This is a genomic window from uncultured Alsobacter sp. (assembly GCF_945952055.1).
Classification (GTDB): Bacteria; Pseudomonadota; Alphaproteobacteria; order Rhizobiales; family Beijerinckiaceae; genus Alsobacter.
Window position 1 is genome coordinate 112320 of record NZ_CAMFHB010000008.1, and the last position, 22771, is coordinate 135090.

General features: G+C 69.4%; 22 protein-coding genes. 15 read left to right on the forward strand and 7 right to left on the reverse strand.

Features of this window, described 5'->3' with window-relative positions:
• Positions 1 to 17 precede the first annotated feature (17 nt).
• Both Q0Q47_RS08700 and Q0Q47_RS08705 read right to left on the reverse strand, forming a co-directional pair.
• Positions 18 to 773 (reverse strand): GntR family transcriptional regulator, encoded by a 756-nt coding sequence (locus tag Q0Q47_RS08700; protein ID WP_293857486.1) that lies wholly within the window; start codon positions 771 to 773, stop codon positions 18 to 20.
• Positions 733 to 1596 (reverse strand): isocitrate lyase/PEP mutase family protein, encoded by an 864-nt coding sequence (locus tag Q0Q47_RS08705; RefSeq protein ID WP_293857489.1) that lies wholly within the window; start codon positions 1594 to 1596, stop codon positions 733 to 735. Before Q0Q47_RS08705 ends, Q0Q47_RS08700 begins: the two co-directional genes overlap by 41 nt.
• Positions 1597 to 1767: 171 nt before the next feature.
• On the opposite strand from Q0Q47_RS08705, the gene Q0Q47_RS08710 reads away from it, so the two are divergent.
• The 3 genes from Q0Q47_RS08710 (at position 1768) to Q0Q47_RS08720 (ending at position 4293) form a co-directional block, all read left to right on the forward strand.
• The gene (locus Q0Q47_RS08710; protein WP_293857492.1) at positions 1768 to 2382 is read left to right on the forward strand and encodes an isochorismatase family protein; all 615 of its coding nucleotides are present in this window, start codon (positions 1768 to 1770) and stop codon (positions 2380 to 2382) included.
• Positions 2383 to 2645: 263 nt separating this feature from the next.
• Entirely contained in the window at positions 2646 to 3392 is a 747-nt protein-coding gene (locus Q0Q47_RS08715; protein ID WP_293857495.1) for a hypothetical protein, read from the forward strand.
• Positions 3393 to 3396: 4 nt separating this feature from the next.
• The gene (locus Q0Q47_RS08720) at positions 3397 to 4293 is read left to right on the forward strand and encodes an MBL fold metallo-hydrolase (RefSeq protein WP_293857498.1); all 897 of its coding nucleotides are present in this window, start codon (positions 3397 to 3399) and stop codon (positions 4291 to 4293) included.
• Positions 4294 to 4444: 151 nt separating this feature from the next.
• Here the strand turns inward: Q0Q47_RS08720 and Q0Q47_RS08725 are convergent, their stop codons facing one another.
• Entirely contained in the window at positions 4445 to 5641 is a 1197-nt protein-coding gene (locus Q0Q47_RS08725) for an FAD-dependent monooxygenase (protein WP_293857501.1), read from the reverse strand.
• Between the two features lie 152 nt (positions 5642 to 5793).
• Here Q0Q47_RS08725 and Q0Q47_RS08730 point away from each other — a divergent pair, with 152 nt between their 5' ends.
• From Q0Q47_RS08730 to Q0Q47_RS08760, 7 genes are all read left to right on the forward strand, one after another.
• Positions 5794 to 6711 (forward strand): hypothetical protein, encoded by a 918-nt coding sequence (locus Q0Q47_RS08730; protein ID WP_293857504.1) that lies wholly within the window; start codon positions 5794 to 5796, stop codon positions 6709 to 6711.
• A complete protein-coding gene (locus Q0Q47_RS08735) occupies positions 6708 to 7727 on the forward strand; it encodes a branched-chain amino acid ABC transporter permease (protein WP_293857507.1) in 1020 nt (339 codons plus the stop codon). The genes Q0Q47_RS08730 and Q0Q47_RS08735 overlap by 4 nt, the downstream gene beginning before the upstream one ends.
• A gap of 31 nt (positions 7728 to 7758) precedes the next feature.
• The gene (locus tag Q0Q47_RS08740) at positions 7759 to 8631 is read left to right on the forward strand and encodes a branched-chain amino acid ABC transporter permease (protein WP_293857510.1); all 873 of its coding nucleotides are present in this window, start codon (positions 7759 to 7761) and stop codon (positions 8629 to 8631) included.
• Positions 8621 to 9412, forward strand: a complete 792-nt coding sequence (locus Q0Q47_RS08745; protein ID WP_293857513.1) for an ABC transporter ATP-binding protein — start codon at positions 8621 to 8623, stop codon at positions 9410 to 9412. Before Q0Q47_RS08740 ends, Q0Q47_RS08745 begins: the two co-directional genes overlap by 11 nt.
• On the forward strand, positions 9402 to 10109 hold the full coding sequence (locus tag Q0Q47_RS08750; protein WP_367278223.1) for an ABC transporter ATP-binding protein: 708 nt from the start codon (positions 9402 to 9404) through the stop codon (positions 10107 to 10109). The genes Q0Q47_RS08745 and Q0Q47_RS08750 overlap by 11 nt, the downstream gene beginning before the upstream one ends.
• Before the next feature lie 33 nt (positions 10110 to 10142).
• Positions 10143 to 11342: an ABC transporter substrate-binding protein gene (locus tag Q0Q47_RS08755; RefSeq protein ID WP_293857516.1), complete on the forward strand. Its 1200-nt coding sequence runs from the start codon at positions 10143 to 10145 to the stop codon at positions 11340 to 11342.
• Between the two features lie 159 nt (positions 11343 to 11501).
• Entirely contained in the window at positions 11502 to 12239 is a 738-nt protein-coding gene (locus Q0Q47_RS08760; protein WP_293857519.1) for an SDR family NAD(P)-dependent oxidoreductase, read from the forward strand.
• 249 nt (positions 12240 to 12488) lie between these two features.
• On the opposite strand, the gene Q0Q47_RS08765 is transcribed toward Q0Q47_RS08760, so the two are convergent.
• The 4 genes from Q0Q47_RS08765 to Q0Q47_RS08780 all read right to left on the reverse strand — a co-directional run bounded on the left by Q0Q47_RS08765 (position 12489) and on the right by Q0Q47_RS08780 (position 17709).
• On the reverse strand, positions 12489 to 14600 hold the full coding sequence (locus Q0Q47_RS08765; RefSeq protein ID WP_293857522.1) for an acetate--CoA ligase family protein: 2112 nt from the start codon (positions 14598 to 14600) through the stop codon (positions 12489 to 12491).
• Between the two features lie 10 nt (positions 14601 to 14610).
• Entirely contained in the window at positions 14611 to 15420 is an 810-nt protein-coding gene (locus Q0Q47_RS08770) for an enoyl-CoA hydratase/isomerase family protein (protein WP_293857525.1), read from the reverse strand.
• 31 nt (positions 15421 to 15451) lie between these two features.
• The gene (locus tag Q0Q47_RS08775) at positions 15452 to 16375 is read right to left on the reverse strand and encodes a pseudouridine-5'-phosphate glycosidase (RefSeq protein WP_293857528.1); all 924 of its coding nucleotides are present in this window, start codon (positions 16373 to 16375) and stop codon (positions 15452 to 15454) included.
• Positions 16376 to 16599: 224 nt separating this feature from the next.
• Positions 16600 to 17709 carry a carbohydrate kinase gene (locus Q0Q47_RS08780; protein ID WP_293857531.1) on the reverse strand — a complete coding sequence of 370 codons (1110 nt, stop codon included), beginning with the start codon at positions 17707 to 17709 and terminating at the stop codon, positions 16600 to 16602.
• A 131-nt stretch (positions 17710 to 17840) separates the two neighbouring features.
• Here Q0Q47_RS08780 and Q0Q47_RS08785 point away from each other — a divergent pair, with 131 nt between their 5' ends.
• From Q0Q47_RS08785 to Q0Q47_RS08805, 5 genes are all read left to right on the forward strand, one after another.
• Complete coding sequence (locus Q0Q47_RS08785; protein ID WP_293857534.1) at positions 17841 to 18794, forward strand: 2-oxoglutarate and iron-dependent oxygenase domain-containing protein; 954 nt, start codon at positions 17841 to 17843, stop codon at positions 18792 to 18794.
• A 38-nt stretch (positions 18795 to 18832) separates the two neighbouring features.
• Entirely contained in the window at positions 18833 to 19870 is a 1038-nt protein-coding gene (locus tag Q0Q47_RS08790; RefSeq protein ID WP_367278224.1) for an ABC transporter substrate-binding protein, read from the forward strand.
• Positions 19871 to 20076: 206 nt separating this feature from the next.
• Positions 20077 to 21129: an ABC transporter ATP-binding protein gene (locus Q0Q47_RS08795; protein ID WP_293857541.1), complete on the forward strand. Its 1053-nt coding sequence runs from the start codon at positions 20077 to 20079 to the stop codon at positions 21127 to 21129.
• A 2-nt stretch (positions 21130 to 21131) separates the two neighbouring features.
• The gene (locus Q0Q47_RS08800; protein WP_293857544.1) at positions 21132 to 21992 is read left to right on the forward strand and encodes an ABC transporter permease; all 861 of its coding nucleotides are present in this window, start codon (positions 21132 to 21134) and stop codon (positions 21990 to 21992) included.
• Positions 21989 to 22771: an ABC transporter permease gene (locus Q0Q47_RS08805; RefSeq protein WP_293857547.1), complete on the forward strand. Its 783-nt coding sequence runs from the start codon at positions 21989 to 21991 to the stop codon at positions 22769 to 22771. Before Q0Q47_RS08800 ends, Q0Q47_RS08805 begins: the two co-directional genes overlap by 4 nt.

The following is a 22771-nucleotide window of genomic DNA, read 5'->3' on the forward strand; positions in this document are numbered from 1 at the left end:
GCCCCGGTCCGAGGCCTTCACACGTTGCGAAGGATGCGGCTCTTCGAAATGAAGGTCTCGGCGACGTGCCAGTTGTAGGAGGCGATCAGCGTGCCTTCCCGGGACACGTAGCGCCGCAGCACGCACAGCGCCACCGACCCGGGCTCGCGGCCGAGATGGCTGGCGATGTCCTCGTTCATGATCTCGCCGCGGATTTCCTGGTCGGCCTCCACGATCTCCTCGCCGGCGCGCTCCGCGAGATGGGCGTAGAACGGCCCGACCACGCCCGGCAGGCTCTTCACGTGCCTGTTGAGGCGCCGGGGAATGTAGGAGTGGGTGTAGCAGACGACCTCGCCGCCCTTCGCCGTGCGCCGGATGCCGGCGATCAGCACCCAGCGTTCGCCCGGCACGCCGCCCACCCCTTCAGCGATCGCCTCGTCGATGGCCACCGTCGCCGTCGACAGCACCTCGTAGTGCGTGTCGAGGGCGAACTGGAAGAGATCGGCGAGCGATGACAGCGACTGGACGTAACGGGCCTGGGGCCTTGCCGCGGTGACGACGCTGCCAGCGCCCTGCCGTCGGCTGACCATGCCCTGGTCGACGAGGCGCCGCAGCGCCTCGCGCACCGTGTAGCGGCTCGCTCCGAACTCCTCGCAGAGCTCGCTTTCCGTCGGCAGGCTGCTCTCGACCGGATAGAGACCGCCCTCGACGCGCCGGCGCAGCTCGTCGAGGATCTGCAGGTAGCGCGGCGGCTCACTCCGTTTCGGCGTAGCGCTTCTCGAACTCCCAGACATCCTTGAATCCGATCAGCTCGTTGAAGGCGGCGAAGGAGAACATCGGAATCGCGGGCGACGTTGTACCGTGCTGCTGCAGGTCGCGGTAGGCGTTGGTCAGGGCCTCGGCGGTGGCGAGGAACCCGACGGCCGGGAAGATGGCGGCGGAGAACCCGATCTCCTCGAGCTTGGACACCGGCAGCATGGGCGTGCGCCCGCCATTGACCATGTTGGCGATCACGGGCTTGTCTATGCGGCGCGCCACCTCGGCGAGCTCGGCCTCGCTCTCGGGCGACTCGATGAAGACGATGTCCGCCCCGGCCTCGCCATAGGCGATCCCGCGCCGGATCGCCTCGTCGAGCCCCAGCGTCGTGCGGGCATCGGTCCGGGCGATGATCAGGAAGTCGGCGCTCGAGCGGCTGTCGGAGGCGACGCGGATCTTGCGGACCATGTCCTCCATCTTGATGACGCGGCGGCCCGGCGTGTGGCCGCACTTCTTGGGGAACTCCTGGTCCTCGATCTGGATCCCGGTGACACCCGCGGCCTCGTAGCCGCGCACCGTGTGGCGGACGTTGAGCAGGCCGCCATAGCCGGTGTCGGCGTCGGCGATGACGGGCGTCTTCGTCATCTGCGCGATGCGGCCGATGACGTCGATCATCTGCGAATAGGTGGCCAGCCCCGCGTCCGGCAGGCCGAGCGACGACGCCACGGTGCCGTAGCCGGTGACGTAGAGGGCCCGAAAGCCCATGCGGTCGGCGATCAGGGCCGAAATCAAGTCGTAGACGCCCGGGGCCGCGATGAAGCGGCGGGCCTCGAGATGCTGTCGGAGTGCGGGATCGGCCATGATGCTCCTGCCGTGATGCGTCCTCACCTTTGTCCGGACATTCTCGATTGTCCGGTGCCGGTTCGCAAGCGTCGCCGTGCCGCAATGGCCCCTTTTCATGCAGATTTGTCCGGACAGATTTTCTGTGCGAGCCTCTGCCCTCCCCCGCCTCACCTCGCACGGGATCGTCGCATGAGCGAACTCGACATCTACAAGCGCCAGGGCTTTGCCCAGTCCGTGGGAATCGGGGCCCAGCCGGCCCTCGTCATCGTCGACTTCGTGGTCGGCTTCACGGACCCCGCCCATTTCGGCGGCGGCAACATCGGGCCGGCCATCGAGCGGACGGTCGGCCTGCTCGCCGACGCGCGAAAGCGCGGTTGGCCGGTGGCCCACACCCGCGTCGTCTATGCCGATGACGGGTCCGACGCCGGCTCCTTCGCGGCCAAGGCCCCGGGCCTGCGCAAGCTCACGGAGACGAGCCCGCTGAGCCAGATCGTGCCGGAGCTCGCGCCCGTGCCGGGCGAGCTCATCGTGCGCAAGCGCCAGGCCTCGGGCTTCTTCGCCACCGAGCTCGCCGGCTGGCTCGCCTGGCGGCGCGTCGACACGCTGTTCATCGCGGGCTGCACCACCTCGGGCTGCGTCCGGGCGACCGTGGTCGACGCCGTGTCCCACAACTTCCGCACCATCGTGCTCGTCGACTGCGTGGGCGACCGCGCCATCGGCCCGCACGAGGCCAACCTCTTCGACATGGGCCAGAAATATGCGGACCTGATGACCGCGGACGAGGTTCTGGCCGCCACGGGTTGAGGCGCTCAGCGTTCTTCGTTTCAGCAGCGGAAAAGCCTGGCTTCATTCCCCCCCTCCCCCGTCCTGCCCGGGCTTGGCCCGGGCATCCACGACTTTGCCGGGGCCATCCTCAAGGCGTGGATGGCCGGGCCAAGCCCGGCCAGGACGGCGGAGAGGGTTGGGCAGAGTGACGGGCAGGAGCGCTGCTGAACGGGTTTCGAGACAGCTTGGGGCCAGGTGAGGCCCGCAAACAGCATCGCAACACACTCCAGGGAGACACCACCATGGTCGATCACCAGGGTTTCCGCCGCAAGTTCGGCGTCCTCGGTCCCTCCACGAACACCATCGTGCAGCCCGACTTCGACGACATGCGCCCCTACGGCGTCACCAACCACTACAGCCGCATCTACACGCCCAACGCCAACGCGGTGAGCAACGAGAGCTTCCGGGCCGGGGCCGAGGTCATCGCCTCCAACGTGCTCGACGCGGTGCGCAGCGTCATGACCTGCGCGCCCGACTATCTCGTCATGGGCATGTCGGCCGTGACCTTCTTCGACGGCGCCAAGGGCGCCGACGCCTTCGTGAAGCAGGTCGAGGAGGTCTCGGGCGTCAAGATCTCCATCGGCAGCCACGCCTGCACCGCGGCGCTGAACGCCTATGGCGGGGTGAAGCGCATCGCGGTGCTCTCGCCCTACTGGCCGGTGATGAACACCGAGGTCGCCCGCTACTTCGGCGACATGGGCTTCACCACGGTGCGCGACGTTCCCCTGCAGTGCCGGTCCTGGACCGCCATCGCCGAGGTCGACGACGCCAGGCTCTGCGCGGTGCTGAAGCAGCTCGACGGCGACGACGTCGACGCGATCGTGCAGGTCGGCACCAACCTCTCGATGGTGCGGCTCGCGGCCTTCGCGGAGCTGTGGCTGGGCAAGCCGGTGATCGCCATCAACACGGCGACCTACTGGCACGCGCTGCGGACCAACGGCATCATGGACAAGAAGGGCGGGTTCGGCCGCCTGATGTCGGACTTCTGAGCCCATGGCCACTCCCCCGGACCTCGCCCTCGGTGGGGTCAGCGTGCACCGGGTCGTCGACCTCGACCCCTTCGTGCTGCCCTTCGACATGATCTTCCCGGGCGCCGACCCGGCGGCGCTCGGATCGTATCGGGCCGAGTTGGAGGGCCACGTCGACCTCGACCGCAAGGAGGTGCTGCTGGCGATCCAGACGCACGTGGTGCGGATCGCGGGCCTGACGATCCTGGTCGACACCTGCGTCGGCGAGCACAAGCCTCGCCCGGTGCGACCGGACTGGAACCAGCGCGCGGCGTCGGGCTACCTGGACCGGCTCGCCGCGGCCGGCGCCAGGCCCGAGGACGTCGACATCGTGCTGTGCACGCATCTCCACGCCGACCACGTGGGCTGGAACACGCAGCTTCGGGATGGGCGCTGGGTGCCCACCTTCCCGCGCGCCCGCTACGTCATGGGGCATGGCGAACTCGCCCACTGGCAGGCCGCCGTCGCCAAGGACCCGACCGTGAGCCATGGCTGCTTCACCGATAGCGTGCTGCCGGTGATCGAGGCCGGACAGGCAGCGCCCATCGCACCGGGCGACTCGATCGCCGAGGGCGCGATGACGCTGGCCCTGCCCGGCCACACGCCCGGCCAGATCGGGCTCAGGATCGAGACCGGCCAGCGGCCCGTCTTCTTCTGCGGCGACGCGGTCCACACGCCGGCACAGGCGCTGGAGCCCGACTGGTCGAGCCGTTTCTGCACCGACCGGGAGCAATCGGCCGTGACGCGGCGGGCGCTGTTCGAGCAGGTGGCCGCCGAGGATGCGGTGCTGGTGCCGGCTCATTTACGAGCAGCCGGGATGCGGCTGCGGCGCGAGGGCTCGCGCTACAGGCCGACGATGTGCGGGTGCGACGGGAGCTGCTGAGCATTTTCAAACAGCTCCCATCTCTCCGCGTCCTGGCCGGGCTTGGCCCGGCCATCCACGACTTCGGAGCAGTTGAGAGCTTCAGTCGTGGGTGCCCGGGCCAGGCCCGGGCATGACGCGGGGAGATTGAGCGCTCTGGAAATCCAGGCACTCACTCGATCGTCGCCACGTCCCTCAGCGACTGGATCATCGAGGTCCGCATCAGATAGCCCTTGTGGGCCGCGGGGTCGTCCACCGTGCGGCGCAGGTCGTCGTAGTAGGCCTGGCGCGCGGCGGGCTCGCGGGTGTTGAGGATGGCGCGGTTGCGCAACGTGGTCTGCTGGACGACGTCGAGCGCCACCTTGCGGCGCTGGCGCTCATAGCGGGAGAGCGTCTCGAGCGGCGCGCCCTGCACCACCGCGATGAGCTTTTCGGTGAGGTTGAAGGCATCGTGGATGCCGCCGTTGAGGCCCATGCCGCCCAGCGGGTTGTTCACGTGCGCCGCGTCGCCCGCGATCAGCAGGCGGCCCGAGAGGTAGCTGGAGGCCACGCGCTCATGCACCCGGTAGGCGGTGCGGTGCAGGACCTCGTAGGGCTGCGATCGGGGCGCGGCGCCCTGCAGCAGCTTTTCGCCGCGCTCGGGCGAGGTGACCTCGGCGTCCGACAGGGTCGGGTCCACGGGAAAGAGCGCGCGCCAGACCCGGGCGGTGCGAATCAGGACGAACCACTCGGTCGGGTCGGAGAGGTAGGCGATGTTGGCGATGTCGGGCATTGCCTCGCGGAAATCGAAGGTCGTGGACAGCGTCAGGAAGATTTCCGGGATGGTGAGCCCGTCGAAGGCCGCGCCGATCGACTTGCGCACCACGCTGCCGATGCCGTCCGCGCCAATGCAGAAGGCGCCCTTCAGCGTCTCCGCCGTGCCGTCGGGCCCCACCACGTCGAGCTCGACGCCCGCGGCGGTCTGGCGCACGGCCGACGCCTTGGTGGAGAATCGGATCTCGGCGAGGTCGGACTGCCCCTTGAGGCGCTCGTGCAGCATGTCGCCGAGGCGCCACTGCTCGCACTGCAGCCGATAGCAGTGGTTGGTCTCGCCTTTCAGCCGGTCCAGCTCGAAGGTCGCCACCACGCCCTCGCGCCGGTCGCGGAACTGCCAGGTCGGGCACTTCAGGCCTTGCGCGATCATGCTGTCCACGACGCCGAAGCGCTCCAGCATGTCGAGTGTCGGCGGGTGGAAGGTCGAGGCCCGCAGGTCGTGCGGCAGCTCGGAGGCGGCTTCCACCAGCGTCACCGGGATCCCGGCGTCGACGAGAAGGCAGGAGGCGACGAGGCCGACGGGGCCCGCACCGACGATGAGGATCCTGGAGTTCATGGTGAGCATTCCGACGGGGTTCCTTGACAGGCCGCGTGGGCCGGTCATCATGGAGTTGTCCGGACAAACATGACCGGGTTCGGCGTCCCCGACAAGGGACATCGCGCCGCTCCCGGAAACCGGACGAGGCCCTGAAAGGAACGAGCGATCCGATGCGCTACCCCTTCGTGCCCCTTCCCCACCGTGGCCCGCTGCGCTGGCCTGACGGAAAGCGGCTCGCGCTGATCATCACGATCAACCTCGAGTACTGGGACCTCATGAAGGAGACGAGCGCGCCCTACTACGCGGGCGGCCCACCGATCCTTCCCGACATGCTGCCGGGCAACATCCCGGACTTCCCGAACTGGTCCTGGCGCGAATACGGCCAGCGCGTCGGCGCATGGCGGCTGTTCGACACGTTCTCGCAGGCCGGCGTGCGGGCGAGCTGCACCATGAACGCCAAGATGGCGCTGGAGCGCCGCGCGGTGATCGAGGGGGCGCTGGAGCGGGGCTTCGAGCTCATCCCGCACAACTACGAGCAGGGCGAGCTGCTCTGCCACCTGCAGCACAAGCCCGACGAAGAGCGCAAGGTCATCGCCGAGACCCTGAAGGTCTACGAGCAGGTGGCCGGTCGCAAGGCCAAGGGGTGGCTGTCGTCGTCGCTGCGCGGCACGACCAACACCCCGGCCATCCTGGCGGAGAACGGCCTCACCTTCTGGTGCGACCTGATGAACGACGATCAGCCCTACATGATCGACACGCCCTCTGGTCGGATCGTCGGCGTGCCCTATTCCATCGAGATGAACGACTTCACCCTTCTCGCACGCCGTGGCCTCACCAACGCCGCCGCGCTCGAGAGCCTCAAGGAACAGTTCGACGTGCTCTACCGCGAGGGCGAGAAGACGGGGATGATGATGAACGTGGGGCTGCACCCGCACGTCATCGGCGTTCCGCACCGCATCGGGCTCTTGCGCCAGTTCCTCCACTACGCCGGCCAGTTCGAAGGCGTGTGGTGGGCGACGCGCGAGGAGGTGGCGGAGGCCTATCTCGGCCAGCACGAGACCCACATCCCGCCGTCGGCCTTCGCATGAGCGCGCCTCCCGCATCCCCCGCCAGGCGCCCGGCCATCGGACAGCCGGTGATCATCGCCGCCGGCCTGGCGCTGGCGGTCGCGCTCGGCATCGGGTTCGGCGGCAAGGTCATCGCCCAGCAGATCGTCTCCGGCCTGATGCTGGGGGCGATCTACATGACGGTCGCCATGGCCTTCACGCTCACCATCGGCGTCCTGAACTTCCTGAATTTCACCATCCCGACGCTGTTCATGCTCACCGGCATGGTGGCCTGGGGCCTCATCCACCAGGGCTGGCTCGCCTTCGCGGGCGGCTCCGCCTGGCTGGTGGCCCTGCTCATCGGCGTCGGCGTCGCCGTCGCGGCCTCCCTCGTCGTCGAGCGCTTCACGTTCCGCTACCTGCGCACCCGGCACGGGGACGCCACCGAGCACGCCATTCCGCTCGTCTCCTCGCTCGGCTTCCTGCTCATCTTCGAGCATCTCGTGCTCATCGGCATGGGCTCGGAATCGCAGCGCTTCGCGGTGCCGTTCAAGGCCGACATCCGCATCTTCGGCGTGGTGCTGGGCGGCGCGCAGCTCGCCAGCATGGTCCTGGCCGTCGTCATCGTCGCGGCGCTGACCTACATCCTCAAGCACACCCGCATGGGCCGCGCGCTGCGCACCATCGCGGAGAACCCCGACACGGCCTCGCTGCTCGGCGTCGAGGTGACGCGCATCGTACCCGTCGTGTTCATCCTGACGGGCCTGCTGGCCGGCGTCGCGGGCGCGCTCTTCACCATCAATTACAGCGACGTGTCGCCCTTCATGGGAGACCATGTCGGCACGAAGGCGATCGCCGCCATGGTGCTCGGCGGCCTGGGCTCGATCTGGGGCGCGATCGCCGGAGGCATTCTCGTCGGGCTCACCGAGACGCTCTCCATCCATTTCCTGGGCGGCGATTCCGTCCAGATGACGGTGTGGGGTCTCCTGCTCGCGGTCATCATCCTGCGGCCGCAGGGCCTCTTCGGCACGGCCTCGATCGGCAAGGGGAAGATGTGATGGACGCCCTGACCACGCGCGGAGGGCGGCCATGAGCGGCTACATGTCCGGGATCGTCGCGATCCTGTGCATCAACCTCATCTTCGCCTACGGCATCTACGTCACGGCCGCGGCCGGGCAGCTGAACCTCGGCGGCGCGGGCTTCCAGGCCATCGGCGCCTATGCCGCAGCCTGGCTCTCCAGCGTCGCCATGCAGCCGATCTGGCTCACGATCCCGGCGGCGATGGTCATCACCGGGTTCGTCGGCTTCCTCATCTCGTTTCCAGTGCTGCGGACACGCGGCGTCTACATGGTGCTGGCCACCTTCGCCTTCGCGGAGGTGGTGGCCGGCTACCTGTTGCGGTCCAAGGTCTTCGGCGGCGCCATCGGCATGGTGGTGCCCGACCACATCGACGTGCCCGTGCTGATCGGCGCGGCCGTGCTCGTCACGCTCGCGGTCTTCTACCTCATGGCCACCCGGCTCGGGCTCGCCATGCGCTCCATCCACGACGACGAGCCGGTGTCGAGCCTCATGGGCGTCAACGTGCGGGCCATCCAGGTGGCGAGCTTCACGCTGGGCGGCGCCTTCGCCGGGCTCGCCGGCGCGCTCTACGCCCACCACTTCAGCTTCGTCGAGGCGCAGTACTTCAACTCGCTGCTGTCGATCTACGTGCTGCTGTTCGTGCTCATCGGCGGCACGCAGACGGCCTGGGGCCCGCTCGTCGGCAGCCTGTTCTTCACGCTCATTCCGGAGCTGCTGCGCGTCGGCGGCTCCTGGCGCTACGTGGTCTTCGGCGTCGCCATCGTGCTGATGATGATCATCCGGCCCGAGGGCATCGTCACCCGCGAGCTCGTCGCCCGCCTGTCGCCGCGAAACTGGTTCGGCGGCAAGCGCCCCGCCCTGGGAGAGCGCCATGCCGGCTGAGCCGATCCTGCGCGTCTCCCACGTCTGCAAGCGCTTCGGTGGCCTCACCGTCACCGACGACGTGTCCTTCGACGTCGAGCGCGGCTCGCGCACGGCCCTCATCGGACCCAACGGCGCGGGCAAGACGACGCTCTTCAACCTGATCTCGGGCGTGTATCCCATCAATTCGGGCAGCATCGCTCTGGAAGGGGGGGTCATCGATGCCCTCCCCTCGCGCAAGCGGATCAGCGCCGGCCTGTCGCGGTCCTTCCAGAACATCCGGCTGATGCCGCACCTGTCGGTCATCGAGAACGTGATGCTCGGCCAGCATTCGCAGGCCTCCGGCATCGTCGACCTGCTGGCGCCGGTGAGCTGGCAGAGGCATGGCCGCTGGCGGCGCATGGCGGAGGAGCGGCTGCGCGAGGCGGGCCTCGACGTGGATCCCGACGGCTCCGTGTCCGGCCTGCCCTATGGCGTGCGCAAGAAGATCGAGGTGGTGCGCGCGCTGATGAGCAATCCGCGCCTGCTGATGCTCGACGAGCCCGCCGCCGGCCTCAACCCGCGCGAGACGGCCGATCTTTCGGCCTTCCTCAAGGGTATCGCCGCAGGCGGCGTGACGCTGCTGGTGGTGGAGCACGACATGTCCTTCGTCCACGACCTGTGCGAGCGCACCGTGGTGCTGAACTTCGGCCGGCTGATCTACGACGGGCCGACCCGCGGCGTGCAGGAGGACGAGGCCGTCCGCGAGGCCTATCTGGGCTCGCGCCGCGTCGAGACGGGGAGCGCCGGCCGTGCTGCTTGAGGTCGAGGAGCTCGACGTCCGCTACGGACGCACCCATGCCGTGCGCGGCGTGTCTCTGACGGTCGGCGCCGACGAGATCGTCACCGTGCTCGGCTCCAACGGCGCCGGCAAGACATCGCTGCTCAGGGCCCTGCAGGGCCTCGTGCCGATCGCCGGCGGGAGGATCCGCTTCGACGGCGCCGACATCACCAGGCTCTCGCCGCCGCAGCGGCTGCGGCGCCATCTCGCGCTCGTGCCGGAAGGCCGGCAGATCGTGTTGAGCCTCACGGTGCACGAGAACCTGCAGATGGGCGCCTATTGCCGCGATGACGGCGAGGTCGGGCGCGACATCGACGCCATCTACGACCGTTTCCCGAACCTCGCGAACCGCCGTCTGATGCCCGCCTCCGTGCTGTCGGGCGGCGAGCAGCAGATGCTCGCCATCAGCCGCGCGCTGCTGGCGCGTCCGCGCCTGATGATGCTGGACGAGCCGTCGCTCGGCCTGTCGCCGCTGCTCGTCGAGCGGCTCTTCGGGCTCATCTCGGCGCTGCGGGACGAAGGCATCGCCATCCTGCTCGTCGAGCAGAACACGCACATGGCGCTCGAGGTCGCGGGCCGCGGCCTGGTGATGGAACTCGGACGCGTCGCCCTCGAGGGGCCGGCGCAGGATCTGCGGCAGAGCGACCGCCTCGCGGCGGCCTATCTGGGACACGGGTGAGCCGCGAAGCGGCCGAAAAATGGGAGAGGGAGAATGGCAATGAAGTGGACGATGGCGCTCGCGGGCGCTGCGGTCTCGGTGATGGCGCTCGGCGCCGGCGGGGCCTTCGCGCAGGACATCACGATCGGCCTCGCGATGGTGAAGTCCGGCCCGCTCAAGACGGTCGGTGAAGCCACGGAGACCTCCGTCGACATCGCGGTCGAGGAGATCAACGCCAAGGGCGGCATCAACGGCAAGAAGATCAAGCTCGTGAAGTTCGACACGGGCTCCGATCCCAAGCAGGCCGCCACCGCGACCCAGAAGTTCGTGCAGGACGACAACGCGCTCGCCATCGTCGGCCCGTTCTCCTCGGGCGAGGCGGCCGTGGCGTTCCCGGTGGGCGAGCGCCTGGGCATCATCCAGATGCCGAACGCGGCTTCGACGCCCGGCCTGACGGGCAATTTCAGCTATGCCTGGCGGCTGACCGCCGACGAGGGCAAGCAGTTCACGCGCCTCATCGCGACGCTGCGCAACAAGAACATCAAGCTCGACAAGGCCGAGATCATGTACGTCTCGGACGAGCGCGTCTCCAACATCTCGGGCACGCAGTTCTATCCGGCGATCTTCAAGGCCTCCAACATCGCCTTCGGCGAGCCGGTGGCCTTCCAGTACAAGAGCTTCGACGTCGCCCCGCAGGTCGCCCAGGTGCTCGAGCGCAAGCCCGACGTCGTGGCTCTGGCCGCCACGCCCGACAGCGCCGGCAAGGTCATCAAGGAACTGCGCCGCCAGGGCTTCCAGGGCCGCGTCATCGGCTCGCAGATCTTCGCCGACCCGAACGCCCTCGACCTCTTCGGCCGCGACGCGGACGGGCTCCTGATCGTCGCCGGCTACTGGTCCGACCGCAACGACGCGACGCGTTCCTTCACGAAGAAGTTCGCCGACGAGAACGCCAAGCGCGGCCTCTCCACCAAGAAGATCCCGCACCACACGGACGCGCAGGCCTACGACATCGTCTACCTGCTCAAGCAGGCGATGGAAAAGGCGAACGTGACCGGCGACCCCGCCAAGCTCGCGGCCGAGCGCACCGCCATCCGCGACGCGATGAAGGGCATCCGCTTCACGGGCGTCACCGGCGACAACACCTGCTTCAACGCCGCCCGCGACGCGCAGCTGCCGGGCTTCGTCATCGAGATCAAGGATCTCAAGTGGAACCTGTTCGACCAGCACCCGGCCGATCCCTGCCCGCAGGGCTGATCGTCCAGGGGCTTCAGGCAATCCCCTCCGCGCGTCATGCCCGGGCTCGGCCCGGGCACCCACGACTTGAGAATGCCCCCGGCGAAGTCGTGGATGGCCGGGCCAAGCCCGGCCACGACGCCGGAGAGAGGGGCGCGTTTCCGGAATGAGGACTTCATCATGCGCGTAGCGGTACTGGGCGGTTGCGGCGGGATCGGGCGCAGCCTCGTCGAGGCTTTGCTGGCGCAGGGCGACCGTGTCGCCGTGATGGACCTGCAGGCGTCGCTCGACCGTCATCCGCCCGCGGCCGGCACGCTCGCCATCCCGGTCGACGGCAGCGACGAGGCCTCGGTGAAGGCCGCCTTCCACATCGTCCGCGAGGCGTGGGGCGCGCTCGACGGGTTCGTGAACCTGGCCGGCTTCATGGTGGGGATGAAGCCGCTGCGCGAGGTCACCGCCGACGTCTTCGACACGACCATCGACGGCAACCTGCGCACCACTTTCCTCGCCTGCACGGCCGCCATGCCGCTCCTGGAGGCCGGCGAGGGCGCGAGCCTCGTCAACATCGCGTCCGGCCTGGCCCAGTTCATCCGGCCCCACTACGGCCCCTACGCCGCGGCCAAGGCCGGCATGATCGCGCTCACCAAGACGCTGGCCCACGAGCATGCCCCCAAGGTGCGCTGCAACGTCGTGGCGCCCGGCGCGGTCGACACGGCCTTCCTGCGGGGCGGGACCGGACGCTCCGACGAGCGCCAGCAGACCACGATCGACGTCGCCGCCTATGGCGCGATGATCCCGCTCAAGCGCATCGCCGTGCCCGACGACATTGTCGGACCGATCCTGTTCCTGCTGGGGCCGGGCAGCCGCTACATGACCGGCCAGTCGCTATGGGTGAACGGCGGCGCCTACATGCCGTGAGGCACTGAAACCCGGCCGAGTCCCTCGGCACGCGGCCTGCGGCCTCCTTGGACCGTGTGAAGCGTTCGCCGAACGACGGGCGGTCCAGCTCAAGCCCACGTCTCGGCCGTTGTCCCCTGGCTTGGCCCGGGGACCCACGACTGTGCCGGCGCCATTCTCCAATCGTGGGTGGCCGGGCCAATCCCGGCCATGACGGGGAGAGAGTGAGGGACGCTGGTTTGCCGCAGCATTCACGGCAGCCGCCGCCCCTCATGCCGTGATCAGCGCGTCCACCACGCGCACGCCGCGGCCGCGGGGCAGCACGACGAGCGGGTTGATCTCCAGCGTGCCGGCCACATCCGCATAGGCTGCGGCGATCGCGGCCACGCGTGCGACGGCGGCGATGGCGGCATCGCGGTCTGCCTCGGGCGCGCCGCGGAAACCGGCCAGCAGGGCGGACAGGCGGGTGCGCTCGATCATTCCCGCCACGATGCCGGGGTCCACCGGAAGCGGGCTCACCGCCACGTCGCGCAGCAGTTCGACGAGGACGCCGCCGGGCCCGATCGCCAGCACCGGGCCGAAGGTGGGATGGCGGGTGACGCCGACCAGCATCTCGATCCCTCCCGTCACCATTTCCTGGACCAGGACGCCGGCGATGCGGGCGTTCGGCGCCCAGGTGGCGACGGACTGGACGATCTGCACGAACGCCTGGCGCACGCCGTCCTCGTCCGCCACGCCGAGCACCACGCCACCGGCCTCGGTCTTGTGCAGGATGTCGGCCGACTCGATCTTCATCGCCACCGGGAAGCCGATGCCGCGGGCGGCCGCCACGGCCTCCTCGACGGTCGTGGCGAGGTCCTCGCGCGGCACGGGCAGGCCGTGCCGGGCCAGGAACTGCTTGGCCTCGCGCTCGGTGAGGGGACCGGCCGCCAGGCGCTCCACCCAGGCCTTCTCGGGCAGGATCGGGGCAGGCGGCGTCACGACCGCCGGCAGCGGCGGCTCGAGGAGGCTCGCCAGGGCTCCGAGCCCGGGCCGCAGGCCGCGAAGAATGGGCAGGACCTCCCCGGCGCCGCCGGCGAAGTCGGGATGCTGCTCGGGAACCTGCGTGACCGCCGCGACAGGGATGTCGGTGGATCTCGCGAAGGCACCGAGCGCCGAGGCGATCCCGGCATACTCGGCCGCCCCGTTGGCATCGAGGCCGGCCGGAACGTCCTGGACGGCGGCGATTGCGCCGATCGCCGGGTCGGCCGCGACCAGGCGCAGGGCCGTCTCGTAGACGGACGGATCCGCGAACGGCAGGCCCGTCAGGTCGAGCGGGTTCTGCGGCGTGGCGAAGCCCGGCAGGAGGTCGCGCAGGCCGTCGACGGTCGACGGCGCAAGGGACGGCAGGGCCAGGCCGGCGGCCGAGGCCAGGTCGCTGGCATGGGCGAGGCCGCCGCCGCTGACGCCCACAAGCGCGAGACCGCTGGGCTCGCCCCGCCCCCTGCGCCGCCCGGCGGTCGAGGAGAGCAGCACCGCCGTCTCCAGGGCCTGCGCGCCGTCATCGACCAGGATCGCGCCGATGCGGCGGAAGAAGGCCACGAACGCGGCGTCCGATCCGGCGAGCGCGCCGGTATGGGCGGCACTCGCGCGCGCGCCCACCTCGCTGCGGCCCGCACGCAGCACGACGACCGGCTTGCCCGCCGCATGCATGCGCTCCAGCGCGGCCGTCCAGGCCTGCGGATCGCGCACCGCCTCGACGACGAGGAGCGCCACCTGCGTTCCCGGATCGTCGGCCAGATGGGCCAGGTAGTCCGGCATGTCGGTGACGGGCGCGTTCCCCGCCGAAACCATCAGGCTCACGCCGATCCGACCTGAATGGGCGAAGGCGATGCCCATCGCGCCGGAATGGGACAGCACCGCGACGGGTCCGCGCGGCACGGGCGGAAGGCGGGAGCTGTAGAGGGCGAGCCCCGTGGCGTTGTTGAAGAGGCCGAGGCAGTTGGGGCCGCACAGCGCCATGCCGTGCCGCCGGGCGGCGGCCACCAGCGCGTCCTGGCGCTCCGCGCCCTCGGCGCCGGTTTCAGCAAAGCCGCTGGCGAGCACGACGGCGGCGCGGATGCCGAGGGAGCCCGCCTCCTCGATCACGCCGGTCGCGGCTTCGGCCGGCAAACCGACGAGGATCGCGTCGGGCTTGTCCTGCAGGTCGGAGAGGCTTCGGGCCGCGGGCAGGCCGAAGACCGTCGGCGCGCTCAGATGCACGGGGACGATGCGGCCCGCATAGCCCCGGGCCAGCAGGTTGCGCATGACGAAACCGCTGGACGCCCCGGGGCGCTCGGACGCACCGACGATGGCGACGGATCGGGCGCCGATCAGCTGCGCGAGGGCCCCGCCGCCGTCCAATGCGCCGCTCTCAGTCCAGCCCGCGGAAGGGGGCGTCGCGGAATTCCAGGTATTCTTTCAGGGACATGTTGGCGAGCTTTGCCATCCATTCGCGGCCCTTGGTCGAGGTGTGCAGGGCCGCCATCGCCTCCACGTTATAGTCCCAGGAGTTGCGAAGACCAGCGATCATCTGCTGCTGGTTCAGCGAGGCCTTGGCGAACTTGATGGCGGGCGCCGGCATGCGGGCGAGCTTGCGGGCGAGCTTCAGCGTCGCCTCTTCGAGCTCGGCCGCCGGCACCACCTTGTTGACGAGGTGCATGCGCAGGGCCTCCTGCGCGTCCACGAGGTCGCCGGTGTACATGAGCCAGCGCGCGTCGCGGCTCGCCAAAAGCCACGGCATCATAAGCGTCGGCGGGCCGGAATTGTGCCGCACCTCGGGCTCGCCGAACTTCGCGGTGTCGGCGACGATGGCGAGGTCGCAGCTCATCATCAGCTCGAGGGCGCCGGCCAGCGCGTAGCCGTGCACCGAGGCGACGACCGGAATGGGAGCGCGGTAGACCTCGAGCCACGCCTCGGCGTTCTCGGTCATGTCCTCGCGCCAGAACTCGATGTCGACGTCGAAGTCGCCGCCCTGCAGGTCGTAGCCGGCGGAGAAGGAGCGCCCTGCCCCGCGGATGACGAGCGCGTTGACGGCCGGGTCGGCCGAGCACGCCTTCACCGCATGGACGATCTCGTGGATGACGGTCTTGTTGATGGCGTTGAGCTTGTCGGGCCGGTTCAGCGTGAGGATGGCGAAGGCATCCTGGGGGTCCTTGTCGAGGAGGATCGTCTCATAGGCCATCGGGCAGGCTCCGGCAGGTCGGGGTCGAGGATCAGGGTGTCGCGGCGAGCGCCACGGCGATGCGGGCGGCAAGGTCGGCGTTGTTGCGCACCAGCGCGATGTTGGCGGTGAGGCTGCCGCCCTTGGTGAGCTCGTTGATGCGCGCGAGCAGGAAGGGCGTCAGCGCCTTGCCGCCGATGCCCTGCCGGTCGGCGTCGGCCACGGCCTGGGCGATGGTGGTCTCGATGGCCTTGGCGTCCAGCGCCGCGGCGGCCGGGATCGGGTTGGCGATGAGCATGCCCGTGCCGACGCCGAGCCGCTGGTGCAGGCGCATGGCGCGGGCGATCTGATCGGGCGAGTCGAGGCGCAGGCCGGCCGCGTGGCCGCTGTGGGGCGTGTAGAAGGCCGGGAACTCGTCGGTCCCGAAGGCGATGACCGGCACGCGCTGGGTCTCCAGCACTTCGAGCGTCTTGGGGATGTCCAGGATCGACTTGGACCCGGCGCAGACCACCGCGACGCCCGTGCGGCCGAGCTCGATGAGGTCGGCGGAGACGTCGAACGTCGTCTCGGCCCCGCGGTGCACGCCGCCGATGCCGCCCGTCGCGAACACGCGGATGCCGGCTCGCTCGGCCAGCAGCATGGTGGAGGACACCGTGGTGCCGGCGGATTCGCCGCGCACCATCATCACCGCGAGGTCGCGGGCGGACGCCTTGCCGGCCGCCTTGTCGGAAGCGAGCGCCTCGATCTGCGCGGGCTCCAGGCCGACGATGGGCACGCCCTTCACCAGCGCGATGGTGGCCGGCACGGCGCCTCGCGCACGCACCACCTCCTCCACGCCCCGCGCCATGGCGAGGTTCTCCGGGTACGGCAGGCCGTGGGTGATGATGGTCGACTCGAGCGCCACGACGGGCTTGCCGTCCGCCAGCGCGGCCGCGACCTCGCCGCCCATCTCCATCGCGATCTCGTGTGCGGGCATTGGGGTGTCCTCAGATTGAAGTGTTCATCGCGGACAGGACAAGAGCCGCGCTCTCTCCAGCTCGCACAAGCCTCTCCACCGTCATGCCCGGGCTTGGCCCGGGCACCCACGCCTTGGGGACGGCCCCGGCAAAGTCGTGGATGGCCGGGCCAAGCCCGGCCAGGACGCGCGGGGAGGTGCTGGCGCGCACCACGAATCTGTCGCAGGCGTTTGGGCACCCCATCTCACGTCAGCTCCGGAACGCGGTCCGCGGCTGCGTCGAGCAGGCGGGGCGAGAGCTCGGGGAGGACGGTGAAGCGGCTTTCGACGGTGAGCGCGGCGAGCACGGAGCCGGCGCGCAGGGCCTCGGCCAGGGCTTCGCCGGCGATCAGCCGGTAGAGAGTGCCGGCGATCAGCGCGTCGCCCGCGCCGGTCACGTCGACGGGCCGCGCCGGCGTGCTCGGCACCTCGACGACGCCGTCGGCATCGGCGACGACGGCTCCGGCGCTGCCCTGGGTGATGATGACCGCGCCGGCGCCGCGTTCGACCAGCGCCGGGGCGGCGAGCCGCGCCGTGGGGTGGTCGGCGCCGAGCAGCGCGTTCGCCTCGTCGAGGTTCACGAACAGGATGTCGACGCCCGTCAGGTCCTCGGGCAGCCGCATGGCCTTGGGGGTGGAGACGCCGTTGACGGCGAGGCGGAACCGCCCGCCCTGCCGGCGCGCGACGATGGCGCGAATGACCTCAGCCGGCAGGTTGCAGTCGATGAACACCCAGGCGGCCGAGGCGAGCTGCGGCCAGGCGCGGTCGATGTCGGCGACGGTGATGAGGTCGCAGATGTCCATGTCGGCGAGGCCGACCACGAGGTCGCTGTCGGGTCCGAGCACCGCCACGTATTCGGCCGTCCGCTCGCCACGCAGCGCGGTGACCGCCGAGACGTCCACGGCGAGGCCGCGCAGTTGGTCGACGATCGCGCGGCCCGCCTCGTCCTCGCCGACGCTCGAGACCATGCTGACCCCGACGCCGAGCCGGGCGAGGTTCTCGGCCACGTTGCGTGCGACGCCGCCGAAGGAGCGGCATCCCGAGACGGGATTGGATGTGTGGGGCACGATCGGCTTGTCGGCCGAGTACTTGCGGTCCAGCACCGCGCCGCCCACGCAGACCACGCGCTTGGCCTCGGGCAACACGTAGCCGCGGCCCAGGATGTGGCCCTTCTGGATCAGAGAGACGATGTGGGCGGCGACCGTCGAACGGGCCAGCCCGAGCGCGTTCGCGATCTCCTGCTGCCCGACGAACGGGTTCGACGCGATGGCGTCGAGCACCGCCTTTTCCTGATGTCCGAGTTCCGTGGACGCCATGGCGTTGCGCCTCCGTTGAAGCCGATAAGCACAACAAAAAACGATCTTGTCAACAATTGTTGCCGCCGATAGCCTGACAGTGCTGATGTTGGCCGAAAGCGTGCGCGATCGGCCCGATTGCAGGGGTTTCCATGGCTGCCACCGCCGACCTCGCAACGATTCCCGTCATCGACATCGCCCCGTTCCGGCGCGGCGAGGCAGGGGCTGCTACCGTCGTGCGCGCCGTCGAGTCGGCCTGCCGCGACACCGGCTTCTTCCTGGTGACCGGCCATGGCGTCTCGCCCGAGGCCACGTCCCACGTCTATTCGCTGGCCCGCGCCTTCTTCGACCTGCCCGAGGACTACAAGCGCGCCTACGGCCGCGGCACGGACGTCATGGGTGGCATGGCCTTCTCGCCGCTCGCGGAGGAGGCGCTGGCCGCCACCCTCGGCATCGCCACGCCCGGCGACTACAAGGAGAGCCTCAACTTCGGACCGCGGCTGGCCGGCGGAACCTGGGCCGACAAGCCGGACGGGCTGAAGTCCGCCTTCCTCGCCTATTTCGGCGAGATGGAGACACTCGCGCGCACCCTGCGCGGCGTGTTCTGCCAGGCGATCGGCCTCGCTGACGACCACTTCGAAAAGGACTTCACGCAGCATCTCTCGGCCCTGCGGGTCATCAACTATCCCGAGCAGACGGTCGATCCGCTGCCCGGCCAGATGCGCGCCGGCGTGCACACGGACTACGGCTTCATGACGATCCTGCGCTCGGAGGCCTCCAGCGGCGGCCTTCAGGTGCAGCGCCGCGACGGCGAATGGCTCGACGCGCCCAATGTCGAGGGCGCCTATGTCGTGAACATCGGCGACGCCTTCATGCGCTGGACCAACGACGCCTGGGTGTCCACGCCGCACCGCGTCGCCAATCCGCCGAGCCAATCCGGCGGCTCGTCGCGCCGGCAATCGATCCCGTTCTTCCTGAACCCCAATGCGGACACGCTGATCGCGTGCCTGCCGCAGTTCGAGGGGCCGGGACGGCCGGCGAAATACGAGCCGATCACATACGCAGACTACATCGCTCTGAAGACCAGCCAGGCCTTCAAGCGATAGGCTTCGAACCACACACACCGCTGACGGAGGGGAAGGCGATGATGGCAATCGACAGGCGGCAGGCTCTCGCGGGCCTTGCGGGACTTATGGGTGCGGGCATGGCCGGCTTGCCGGCGCGCGCGCAGGGCAAGACGCTCATCATCCCGACGCTGGGCGGCGTCTGGGAGCAGTTCTGGCGCAAGACGATCGGCCCGGCCTTCACCAAGGCCACCGGTGCGGCGACCACCTTCGAGGTGGGCAACGGCCGCGTCTTCGGCGCCAACCTGCGCGCCGCGGGCGTGAAGAACCCGCCCTACTCGATCGTGATGACCAACGAGGTCTTCGCCTCGGCGCTGCGAAAGGAAGGCTTCTTCGAGAAGCTGGATCTCACCAAGATCCCGAACTATGCGGACCTCTATCCGCTGGCCAAGTCCGCCGACGGCTTCGGCGCCATCGCGGCCGTCTCGCCGATCGGCATCGGCTACCGCACCGACATGGTAAAGACGCCGCCGAAGGCCTGGAAGGACATCTGGTCCAACCCGGAGTTCAAGGGCAAGGTGGGCCTCTACAACTTCGCCAACAGCGCCGGAAAGATGGAGCTGCTGCTGGCCTCCAAGATCTTCGGCAAGGACCAGTACGATGTCGACGCGGGCTTCGCCGCGCTGGCCAAGCTGGGCAAGGTCATCCAGGTCGACTTCAACCTCTCCACCGCATTGTCGGCCGGCGAGATCGTCGTCGCCCCGTTCGACTTCGCCGAGATCGCCCGCCTGAAGGGCCAGGGCCTGCCGGTCGACTACGTGGTCCCCGAGGAAGGGATGATCATGTTCGACCAGACGCTCAACATCCTGGCCAACGCGCCGGAGAAGGAGCTCGCCTACCAGTACGCCAACTTCATCCTCTCGCCGGAGATCCAGGACCTGATGATGAAGGAGTTCTTCATCTCGCCGACCAACCAGAAGGTCGTGGTCCCGGCCGACCTGAAGAAGGCCGTTCCGATCTCCGGCGCCGACATGGCCAAGATCCTGACCTGGGACTGGGACTTCGTGAACAAGAACCAGGGCGACCTCGCGGAGCGCTGGGCCAAGACGCTGAGCTGATCTTTCCAGATCGGCTCGATCCGTCCACCGTCATGGCCGGGCTTGGCCCGGCCACCCACGACTTCGGTGGGGACACGCAACCCGTCCCCGGCACAGTCGTGGATGCCCGGGCCAAGCCCGGGCAGGACGCGCGGAGGGGTTGGCGCACGCAGTGCCCCGCGCCCGCCGCCCCTTTTATATCTCCCCTCGCAGGACCCAGGACCACGATGACCCAGGTCAGCATCAGTCACCTGACCAAGAGCTTCGGTGCGGCCCCGGTCGTCGACGATCTCTCGCTCACCATCGACCACGGGGAGTTCGTCTCCCTCCTTGGCCCGTCCGGCTGCGGCAAGACCACGACGCTGCGCATGATCGCGGGGTTCGAGATCGCCAACTCCGGGACGATCGCCTTCGACGGGGTCGACGTAAGCCCGGTGCCCGCCGAGAAGCGCGACATCGGCATGGTCTTCCAGAACTATGCGCTGTTCCCGCACATGACGGTCGGGCAGAACCTCGCCTTCGGGCTGGAGATGCGCAAGGTCGCGCCGGCGGAGATCGCGCAGCGCACCGCCCGGGTGCTGGACATGGTGCAGCTCGGCGGCTTCGCGGAGCGCTATCCGGCCCAGCTTTCGGGCGGCCAGCAGCAGCGCGTGGCGCTGGCCCGGGCGCTCGTCATCGAGCCGCGGATCCTGCTGCTCGACGAGCCGCTCGCCAACCTCGACGCCAAGCTGCGTGAGGAAATGCGCGGCTTCATCCGCGACCTGCAGAAGCGCGTCGGCATCACCACGGTCTACGTCACGCACGACCAGGCCGAGGCGCTCAGCATGTCGGACCGCGTGGTCGTGATGTTCGGCGGCAGGATCGCCCAGCAGGGGGCGCCGGACGCCATCTACGACCGGCCGGCCTCGCGCCAGGTCGCGGGCTTCGTCGGCCAGGTGAACATCCTGGAGGGCATGGTCTCCGGCAGCGACGGCGGGCGCGCCGTCGTGCGCCTGCCGCAAGGCGAGATCACGGTGCCGGCGGCCTCCGTGCCCGCGGCAGGGTCGAAGGCCGCCATCGCCATGCGCCCGGAGGCCGTGGCGCTGGGCGCGGCCGGCGAGCCCGGCTGGGCCGGCACGGTCGTGTCGCGCCAGTACGGCGGCAACCTCGTGGACTACAAGGTCGAGCTCGCGGGCGGCTCGACGGTCCACGTCCAGTGCCTGTCCGCGACGCCGGTGGCGCCCGGCACCGCCGTGACGGTGCGCCCCGACCAGTCCCGCCTCTGGCTGCTCGGCGCCTGACGATGGTCGCGCGCCGCCCCTCCCTCGCCCCCCTGCTGCTGGCGCTGCCGGCCGCGATCGTGCTGATCGTGTTCCTGGCGATCCCCTACGCCAACATCGTCATGATGAGCGTGCGCAGCCCCGGCAACGGCACGCCCTACGGCCCGGGCTTCTCGCTCGCGGCCTACATCAAGTTCTTCTCGGATGGCTTCTACCTGCTGCAGGTCGCCAACACGCTGTGGATCGGCGCGCTGGTGACGCTGTGTGCACTCGTCATCGGCTTTCCGGTGGCCTGGCAGCTCGGCCGCGGCAAGACGAAGCTGCGCGGCATCTACTACGCCATCGTGCTGGCGCCGCTGCTGGTCGGCATCGTCATCCGCTCCTATGGCTGGACGGTGCTGCTCGGCAACAACGGCGTCATCAACCGGTCGCTGCGGGAATGGGGGCTGATCGAGAGCCCGCTGCCCCTGATGTACAACGGGCTCGGCATCGTCATCGCGCTCACCCACGTGCTGCTGCCGTTCATGGTGCTGCCGATCATGGGCGCCATCCAGGGCATCGACCCCTCTCTCGAGAACGCCGCGCGCTCGCTCGGCGCCGGGCGCTGGACGGTGCTGCGGCGCATCCTGCTGCCGCTGTCGATGCCGGGCATCCAGACCGGCTGCATCCTCGTCTTCGTGCTGGCGATCAGCGCCTACGTGACCCCGGCCCTCATCGGCGGGCTGCGCGTGAAGACCATGGCGGTCACCATCGTCGACGCGCTCATCGACACGTTCCAGTGGCCCTTCGGCTCGGCGCTGGCGTTGATCCTCTCGGTCATCGGGGCGCTCTGTGTCGTCGCCTTCGCGCGCGCCACGCGCATGCGCTGGAAGGTGGCGTCATGAGCGGTCGCATCCTCACCGGCTACTGCCTGCTCGTCTATGCCTTCCTGCTGGCGCCGATCTTCGTGGTAGTGGCCGCCTCGTTCAACGCCGGCAACTTCCTCACCTTCCCGCCGCAGGGCCTGTCGCTGCGCTGGTACGTGGTGTTCTTCGAGAACGAGGTGTTCATGCGGGCGATCCGCACCTCGCTCTGGGTCGCGGCCGTCACGATGGTGATCTCCACCGCCATCGGCACGGCGGTCGCCATCTTCCAGGTGCGCTATGCCGGGCGGGCCAAGGAGGCGGTCCGCGTCGCCATGTTGGCGCCGCTGCTGCTGCCCGAGGTGCTCACCGCCATCGCGCTGCTGTTCTTCTTCTACGCCATCGGGCTCGGCACGCGAACGATGGCGGGCATGATCATCGGCCACGTCGTCATCACGCTGCCCTTCGTGTTCATGAACGTGTCCGCCGCCATGGAGAGCTTCGACCCGGCCTACGAGCTCGCCGCCCGCAGCCTCGGCGCGGACCGGTGGACGCGCTTCACGCGGATCATGCTGCCGCTCATCAAGCCCGGCGTCATCGGCGGGGCGCTCTTCGCCTTCATCATCTCCTTCGACACCTTCACCATCTCGTTCCTGCTGAAGGGCATCGGGACGTCGACCCTGCCGATCCAGCTGTTCGATTACCTTCGCACCAACTTCACGCCGGAGGCCGCGGCCGTGTCCTCGGTGAGCATCGCGATGACGGTCCTGGCCGTGCTCTTCATCGAGAAGGGGCTGGGGCTGAAAGTGCATCGGTTCTGA

Excerpts from the sequence above, each read along its gene's own strand:
- Q0Q47_RS08700 (WP_293857486.1), bottom strand. The coding sequence starts at position 773 with ATGTCTGGGAGTTCGAGAAGCGCTACGCCGAAACGGAGTGAGCCGCCG.
- Q0Q47_RS08705 (WP_293857489.1), bottom strand. The coding sequence starts at position 1,596 with ATGGCCGATCCCGCACTCCGACAGCATCTCGAGGCCCGCCGCTTCATC.
- Q0Q47_RS08710 (WP_293857492.1), top strand. The coding sequence starts at position 1,768 with ATGAGCGAACTCGACATCTACAAGCGCCAGGGCTTTGCCCAGTCCGTG.
- Q0Q47_RS08715 (WP_293857495.1), top strand. The coding sequence starts at position 2,646 with ATGGTCGATCACCAGGGTTTCCGCCGCAAGTTCGGCGTCCTCGGTCCC.
- Q0Q47_RS08720 (WP_293857498.1), top strand. The coding sequence starts at position 3,397 with ATGGCCACTCCCCCGGACCTCGCCCTCGGTGGGGTCAGCGTGCACCGG.
- Q0Q47_RS08725 (WP_293857501.1), bottom strand. The coding sequence starts at position 5,641 with ATGAACTCCAGGATCCTCATCGTCGGTGCGGGCCCCGTCGGCCTCGTC.
- Q0Q47_RS08730 (WP_293857504.1), top strand. The coding sequence starts at position 5,794 with ATGCGCTACCCCTTCGTGCCCCTTCCCCACCGTGGCCCGCTGCGCTGG.
- Q0Q47_RS08735 (WP_293857507.1), top strand. The coding sequence starts at position 6,708 with ATGAGCGCGCCTCCCGCATCCCCCGCCAGGCGCCCGGCCATCGGACAG.
- Q0Q47_RS08740 (WP_293857510.1), top strand. The coding sequence starts at position 7,759 with ATGAGCGGCTACATGTCCGGGATCGTCGCGATCCTGTGCATCAACCTC.
- Q0Q47_RS08745 (WP_293857513.1), top strand. The coding sequence starts at position 8,621 with ATGCCGGCTGAGCCGATCCTGCGCGTCTCCCACGTCTGCAAGCGCTTC.
- Q0Q47_RS08755 (WP_293857516.1), top strand. The coding sequence starts at position 10,143 with ATGGCAATGAAGTGGACGATGGCGCTCGCGGGCGCTGCGGTCTCGGTG.
- Q0Q47_RS08760 (WP_293857519.1), top strand. The coding sequence starts at position 11,502 with ATGCGCGTAGCGGTACTGGGCGGTTGCGGCGGGATCGGGCGCAGCCTC.
- Q0Q47_RS08770 (WP_293857525.1), bottom strand. The coding sequence starts at position 15,420 with ATGGCCTATGAGACGATCCTCCTCGACAAGGACCCCCAGGATGCCTTC.
- Q0Q47_RS08775 (WP_293857528.1), bottom strand. The coding sequence starts at position 16,375 with ATGCCCGCACACGAGATCGCGATGGAGATGGGCGGCGAGGTCGCGGCC.
- Q0Q47_RS08780 (WP_293857531.1), bottom strand. The coding sequence starts at position 17,709 with ATGGCGTCCACGGAACTCGGACATCAGGAAAAGGCGGTGCTCGACGCC.
- Q0Q47_RS08785 (WP_293857534.1), top strand. The coding sequence starts at position 17,841 with ATGGCTGCCACCGCCGACCTCGCAACGATTCCCGTCATCGACATCGCC.
- Q0Q47_RS08790 (WP_367278224.1), top strand. The coding sequence starts at position 18,833 with ATGATGGCAATCGACAGGCGGCAGGCTCTCGCGGGCCTTGCGGGACTT.
- Q0Q47_RS08795 (WP_293857541.1), top strand. The coding sequence starts at position 20,077 with ATGACCCAGGTCAGCATCAGTCACCTGACCAAGAGCTTCGGTGCGGCC.
- Q0Q47_RS08800 (WP_293857544.1), top strand. The coding sequence starts at position 21,132 with ATGGTCGCGCGCCGCCCCTCCCTCGCCCCCCTGCTGCTGGCGCTGCCG.
- Q0Q47_RS08805 (WP_293857547.1), top strand. The coding sequence starts at position 21,989 with ATGAGCGGTCGCATCCTCACCGGCTACTGCCTGCTCGTCTATGCCTTC.